The following is a 5649-nucleotide window of genomic DNA, read 5'->3' as shown; positions in this document are numbered from 1 at the left end:
GTTTTCTGTACACTTTTTTTAACACAACTGTATTAAAATGTGTTAACATATAACTATGCCAAAAATAATTAATCATAAAGAAAAGAAAAAACAAATCATTCAATACGCTTTCGACTCCATTGTAGAAAAAGGAGTTAAGGGATCTACTGTAAGACAAATTGCGAAATTAGCTGATATGACACCTGGACAGATTAGATATTATTTTCCGAATCATTCAGAGTTATTAAATGCTGTAATGTCTACAGTAGAATTAAAAGTAAGGAGGAGAATTGAAGCAATATTTAAATCTGAAAACCTTACTACAATAGATAAAGCAAAAGCGAGTTTATTAACAGTACTACCATTGGATAAAGAGAGACTAGCTGATATGGAAGTTTGGATGGCGTTTCGCAATGACATACATGAGTATGGTCAAAGTACACTTGATGATGGGTTAGATCAATTATGTAATAGTATTTTGACATTATTAAAAAACGATCATTTGCTGAAGAACAATGTGAATATTCATCTTAATTCGATGAAATTACATGCATTAATTGACGGTTTAGCTTTACATAAATTGCTTAATCCAAACGGTGTTTCAAACGATGATATTCAAATCATTGTTGATGAAGAAATAGTTAGATTAACGAAATAAAGGAGGACGGCTCGTGAATTTTATAATATGGCTTATAATTTTTTGTGAAATAGCCTTTTGGTTTGTAATATTACTTGGTTTAGTAACAAGATATATATTAAATCAACAAACATTAGGTTTATTCTTCCTTGCACTTACGCCTATTATAGATTTAATACTCCTTATAACAACGGTTGTAGACCTTATGAATGGTGCAACAGCTGAAATGCCACATGCTATAGCAGCAGTTTATATTTCAATTTCTCTTGTCTTTGGCAAAAGCATGATAAATTGGGCAGATGATAGATTTAGATATTATGTGATGAAGCAAGGTTCCAAACCTTATAAACTTGACGGTTTAGCTTACTCTAAAAACTATGCTAAAAGTTGGTTGAAACATTTACTGTCTTACATTATAGGTACTGGGATTTTACATTTAATTGTTTATTTAATTAATGATAAAAGTCGTACAGAAGCTATGGATGGTGTTATTCATATTTGGACAATTGTTATTATTATAGACTTAATTATTTGTATTTCATATTTTGTGTGGCCTCCAAAAAGAAATTAAATTATGGATATAAATGGTTTAGATAAAATAAGTAAAGAAGTTGTAGAAACAGCTAGAGATAGTTTAGTTATAGGTATTCGATAATAGAAAAAGCAACGCATTTTAATATAGTGAGTTGCTTTTCTCATTTATTAGGTAAAATCATTCTCATATATCGAATAAAGTGACAGACGAGCCTACAAACCATTTAGATATAGATGCCAAGGAAACTATAGAAGATGCTTTATTAGATTTTGAAGGATCTATAATTACAGTTTCACATGATAGATATTTTCTTAACAAGCTATTTAATACAACTTACTTGTTAAAAAATAAAACATTAGAGAAATTTGAGGGTAACTATAATTATATTAAAGAAAAATTTTATAAGTAATTAAATAAACAATAAAAATTAGCTGAAAGAAAAAATAAAAACACTTCAGAGATTTTGCATTTCTCCATTAATCAATGTTATAATTTAATTAACAAGGAAACTAGCATAGATGCACCAATCCCCTCACTACGGCAATAGTGAGGGGATTTTTTAGGTGTGGCTATAGTCGCCTATTTATTATTGCGATTACGTAACCAATGCGTAAATAACGCAATAATACAACCACTGATGACTGTGGTCGTGATGTGAACAAGGATTTCTAGCATAGATTAGCACCCCCTCTCTGCGTCTGAATTGACGCCTGAGAGATAGGCGACCTTTATATTATATCATCTGTAATGGGTGAGTTACAGATAACTTCCGATAAGTCATCTTACGTAGTGTTTTAAAACAGCTTGATTTCTTATAGTACTATACTTACAGAATTATAAACCTCTATCAATGAAAAAAGAGATCTCATATATGAGATCTCTTTTTAATATCACTAAAAATTGAATTTGGCTTTATAAAACTAATATACGTAATAATTTTTATAAATATTATGAAATAAATATTTTGACTCTAATATTCTATGTTTGGTGCTTGGTTTACATGTTTTTGGTAACGTTTGAGTGCACAAAAACCAATAGTACTAATAAGTGTTACTATTAATAATTTTTTCACGCTTAACATTCCTTTTTAGCATTGTATTGTAGTCTACTTATTGTTTTGATAGTAATTTAATTCTAAATCTTTTGATGTCTGTTGACGGATTTTTTTCATTAACGCAGTATCATTAATGAGTGATTTACCATAAGATGGAATCATTTTTTGTATTTTAGGCGTCCATTCAGATTCATATTCAGGGAAGTTTTTCTCAAGTACTTCTAAAGCTACAGATACTGAAGTTGATGCTCCTGGAGACTCTCCTAATAAAGCTATTACCGAATGATCTTCAGAATTAACAACTTCTGTACCAAACTGAATAAATCCTTTACCATATTCGGGAGTATCTTTAATCACTTGTACACGTTTGCCTGCAGTGTATAACTGCCAATCTTCATCACGTGCTTCTGGATAAAATGTACGTAAATGATTCATACAACCTTCTTTAGTCATTAATATTTGATCAAATGAATATTTGATTAAAGGTAGGTTTTTAGCAGCAGCAGATAATAATGTTGTAATATTATATGGTTTGACTGATTTAAATAAATCAAGATTAGAACCATTTTTTAAGAACTTAGGACCCACACTAGCGAATGGACCGAATAATAATGTACGTTCACCATCAATATATCGAGTATCCAAGTGAGGTACTGTCATAGGCGGTGTGCCAGGTGGTTCTTTACCGTAAACTTTGGCATCGTGTTGGGCTATAATGTCTGGGTTAGTACAAATTAAAAATTGTCCTGTAATAGGGAATCCACCCAAATGTTTACTTTCTGGAATTCCAGTTTTTTGTAATAGTGGAATAGCGCCACCACCAGCACCAATAAATACATAATCAGCAAGTTCAGTTTGAACATCACCGCTGTTACGTTGACGCACTTTAACTTCCCATTTACCATCTTTTCGATGGTTAAAGTCTATTACTTCATGATTATATTGGACATTGGCATTAGGATGTTGTTCAATGTTTTTAGCCATTTTACGAGTAAGCTCTCCAAAGTTAACGTCTGTACCTTCGTTAATCTTACTAGCAGCCATAATATCACTTGAGCTATGACCCTCCATCATTAATGGAACCCATTTTCTCATCTCTTCAATATCTTCTGTATATTCAATATTGTCGAACATTGGAAAATCCTTCATAGCATGATAACGATCCTTTAAGAATTGAACGTTATTTTTACCTCTAACAAAACTAATGTGAGGTAATGGTTGAATAAATTCTTTAGGGTTAGAAATACTATTATTTTTAACTAAATGACCCCAAAATTGTTTTGAAATCTCAAACTGTTCATTAATTTCTTTTGCTTTTTCTATATCAATTGATCCATCAGGTTGTTTCACTGTATAGTTCAATTCACATAAAGCAGCATGACCAGTTCCAGCATTATGACGCTCATTTGAACTTTCGATACCAGGACGATCTAAACGTTCATATAGTTTTATATTCCAACTTGGTTCTAACTCTTTAAGCATAGAACTAAAAGTTGTGCTTAAAACACCAGCGCCAATAACAACAACTGTTTTTGACTCTTTTGTATTCATAATTGACTCCCTTCTTTTAAGTACAAATATTAGTGTAATACAAAACATACAGAAATTAAAATACTTATTTTTAATAAGAACTATTCTTTTATGGAATAGATACATATTCTGTAATATTATTGTTATTTCTACTTAGCTTATTAATAAGCTAAGTAGAAAGGTCCAGATGCATACAAATACTAATAATCCTATACTAAAGCGCATTGTCATTTTCATTAATTGTGATTCATTTCCTACTTCATTAACTGCAGCAGTAGCAATAGCTATAGATTGAGGTGATACAATTTTAGCCGTAACGCCACCAGCTACGTTAGCTGCCACAAGTAAGGACCCTTTAGCACCAATTTGTCCAGCAACAGAGGATTGTATTGGAGCAAACAATGCATTGTTATTTACAACTGATCCAGTCATAAATACACCTATCCAACCTAAAACTGGTGATAATAATGGAAATATAGATCCAGCTTTAGCAATACCTTGGCCCATAGCACTACTTAATCCGCCATAAGTCGTTACTTTAGATACAGCTAGGATAAAACATATTGTTAATACAGAAATCCATAGTTCTTTCACTGTTAATCCTAATAGTTTCCCAGCAATTTTAAAATTCATGTTATTTGCAATAATAATAGTCAAAATGGCTGTAATTAATATAGCTGTACCGGTTTGTGCAATAAAATTAAAAGTGAGTACATTTGGTGCGTGCGTTACATCATTCATCGTACCAGGTACATTAAAATTAATTACAAGAGAGTGTAATAGTCCTTTCTTTTCAAATAATCCTTTAAAGAATGATGAACTCCATATAAGTACAATAACAGTTAAAATGATGAAAGGACTCCATGCATAAACAATTTTTTTGAATGAATGTTTAGCTACACGTTTAGGCTCTTCATTTTGTTGTAATCTAAATATGTTTTTAGGTTGAAACTTACTAGAGAATAATGCTAGTGCAACCATAGCTACCAATCCAGGTATAATATCTGCAAGTTCAGGACCTGCAAATGATGTTATAATCACTTGTAAAAACGTATAAGTTACAGAAACAACTAAAATAGATGGTAATATCTCTTTAATACCTCTGAATCCATCAATCATAAATATTAATAAGAAAGGCACAAAAAAGCTAATAAACCCTAAAGTTAAATTACCAATTAGTGCTACCTCGGTAGCAGAAACATCACCTGATAAATTTAACGTATCAATAATAGCTACTGGAATTCCTACTGCACCATAAGCCCCAGCAGCAGCATTGCCTACTAAACAATACATAGCTGCCTCTAAGGGTTTGAATCCCAGCTGCGTAAGTAATACAGCGCATATAGCAATTGGTACACCAAATCCGGCTGCGCCTTCTAAAAATGCATTAAATACAAAACCGATTAGTAATAATTGAATACGTTGATCTTGTGAAATACTAGCTATACTGTCTTTAACAATATCAAATTGACCACTTTTGGTAGAAATTTTATACAACCATACGGCCATAATAACTATAAAACCAATGGGAATAATACCTTGATAGAAACCTTCAAATGTGGCTCCTCCAGCAATGTTCAAAGGTAATTTAAAAACTAATAATGCTACTAATATTGTTATAATCAAAGTTGTTAATGCAGCATAAACACCTTTCATTTTAAATACTGTTAAACACAGTAAGAAAAGAATGATTGGTATAGCAGCAACAATTGAAGATAACAACAAATTATGAAATGGATCAAATGAATGCACTAACATAACAATTTATACTCCTCTTTTAATTTTTAAGATACTATTCTGCTTCTCTAATTTCCTCTGCAATATCTTTATAATCAATATCCGTCTTATTAAAGATTTCATCATTAATTGGGAAATGTTGTTCGAATGTTTCGAAGTTCTGAATTTCAACCTTAG

6 protein-coding genes and 3 pseudogenes are annotated in these 5649 nt (G+C 31.3%); 4 read left to right on the top strand and 5 right to left on the bottom strand.

All coding sequences use genetic code 11. The features are described 5' to 3' along the window. Window positions 1-55 precede the first annotated feature (55 nt). The 4 genes and pseudogenes from AC2D8K_RS12225 to AC2D8K_RS12210 form a co-directional block, all read left to right on the top strand. Window positions 56-637, top strand: coding sequence for a TetR/AcrR family transcriptional regulator (locus tag AC2D8K_RS12225; protein ID WP_001124173.1), 582 nt, complete (start codon window positions 56-58; stop codon window positions 635-637). A 13-nt stretch (window positions 638-650) separates the two neighbouring features. Beyond that, entirely contained in the window at window positions 651-1187 is a 537-nt protein-coding gene (locus AC2D8K_RS12220) for a hypothetical protein (protein WP_002451368.1), read from the top strand. Continuing rightward, window positions 1188-1271, top strand: a pseudogene (locus AC2D8K_RS12215) (AAA family ATPase); the annotation flags it as partial. A gap of 79 nt (window positions 1272-1350) precedes the next feature. Beyond that, window positions 1351-1560, top strand: a pseudogene (locus AC2D8K_RS12210) (ribosomal protection-like ABC-F family protein); the annotation flags it as partial. A 170-nt stretch (window positions 1561-1730) separates the two neighbouring features. Here AC2D8K_RS12210 and AC2D8K_RS12205 read toward each other — a convergent pair. The 5 genes and pseudogenes from AC2D8K_RS12205 to AC2D8K_RS12185 all read right to left on the bottom strand — a co-directional run. Further along, window positions 1731-1826 carry a type I toxin-antitoxin system Fst family toxin gene (locus AC2D8K_RS12205; protein ID WP_000889978.1) on the bottom strand — a complete coding sequence of 32 codons (96 nt, stop codon included), beginning with the start codon at window positions 1824-1826 and terminating at the stop codon, window positions 1731-1733. Window positions 1827-2121: 295 nt separating this feature from the next. Then, window positions 2122-2232 (bottom strand): SE2200 family small protein, encoded by a 111-nt coding sequence (locus AC2D8K_RS12200; protein WP_100066977.1) that lies wholly within the window; start codon window positions 2230-2232, stop codon window positions 2122-2124. A gap of 24 nt (window positions 2233-2256) precedes the next feature. Beyond that, window positions 2257-3756, bottom strand: a complete 1500-nt coding sequence (gene lqo / locus AC2D8K_RS12195; protein ID WP_002451369.1) for an L-lactate dehydrogenase (quinone) — start codon at window positions 3754-3756, stop codon at window positions 2257-2259. Window positions 3757-3888: 132 nt separating this feature from the next. Then, window positions 3889-5493, bottom strand: a complete 1605-nt coding sequence (locus tag AC2D8K_RS12190; protein WP_484698790.1) for an L-lactate permease — start codon at window positions 5491-5493, stop codon at window positions 3889-3891. Between the two features lie 34 nt (window positions 5494-5527). Further along, window positions 5528-5649 (bottom strand): annotated as a pseudogene (locus AC2D8K_RS12185) (acetolactate decarboxylase); the annotation flags it as partial.

The sequence above is a fragment of the Staphylococcus sp. 510 genome, from assembly GCF_057219715.1.
This window is presented reverse-complemented; position numbering and strand designations above follow the sequence as displayed.